This window comes from Pseudonocardia sp. SID8383, from assembly GCF_009864975.1.
Taxonomy (GTDB): Bacteria; Actinomycetota; Actinomycetes; order Mycobacteriales; family Pseudonocardiaceae; genus Pseudonocardia; species Pseudonocardia alni.
Genome location: NZ_WWFY01000101.1, coordinates 1 through 293 on the forward strand (window position 1 = coordinate 1; position 293 = coordinate 293).

A 293-nucleotide genomic window follows, 5' to 3' on the forward strand; every position below is an offset into this window, starting at 1 on the left:
CCCGGCGCAGGCACCCGCAGCGCCCCCCGTCGACGAGCCCGCGGTCGCGGAGCCGGTCCGGGAGTCCGCGGAGCCGGTTCCCGGGGCCGCGGTCGTCCCCCGGGCCCGCGCGTTCCGGACCCGGATCCTGCCGGTGTTCCTGTGCGCCGCCGCCACAGGTACCGCGGCGATCGCCGCCGCGGGCCTGATCATGACCCCGTCGGCGACCTCGCCGCTGCCCACCCCGCGGACCGTGACCGCCTCCGGCGCGACGGTGCCGCAGGGCCCGCCGCTGCCGCAGGCCGTCGCGGCGG

Annotated in this window: 1 protein-coding gene; it reads left to right on the forward strand. The window is 81.6% G+C overall.

Translation table 11 applies throughout. The features are described from left to right. Window positions 1-293, forward strand: a 293-nt coding sequence (locus GTW08_RS02235; protein ID WP_202416280.1) for a hypothetical protein, incomplete at both ends; no start/stop codon positions are given.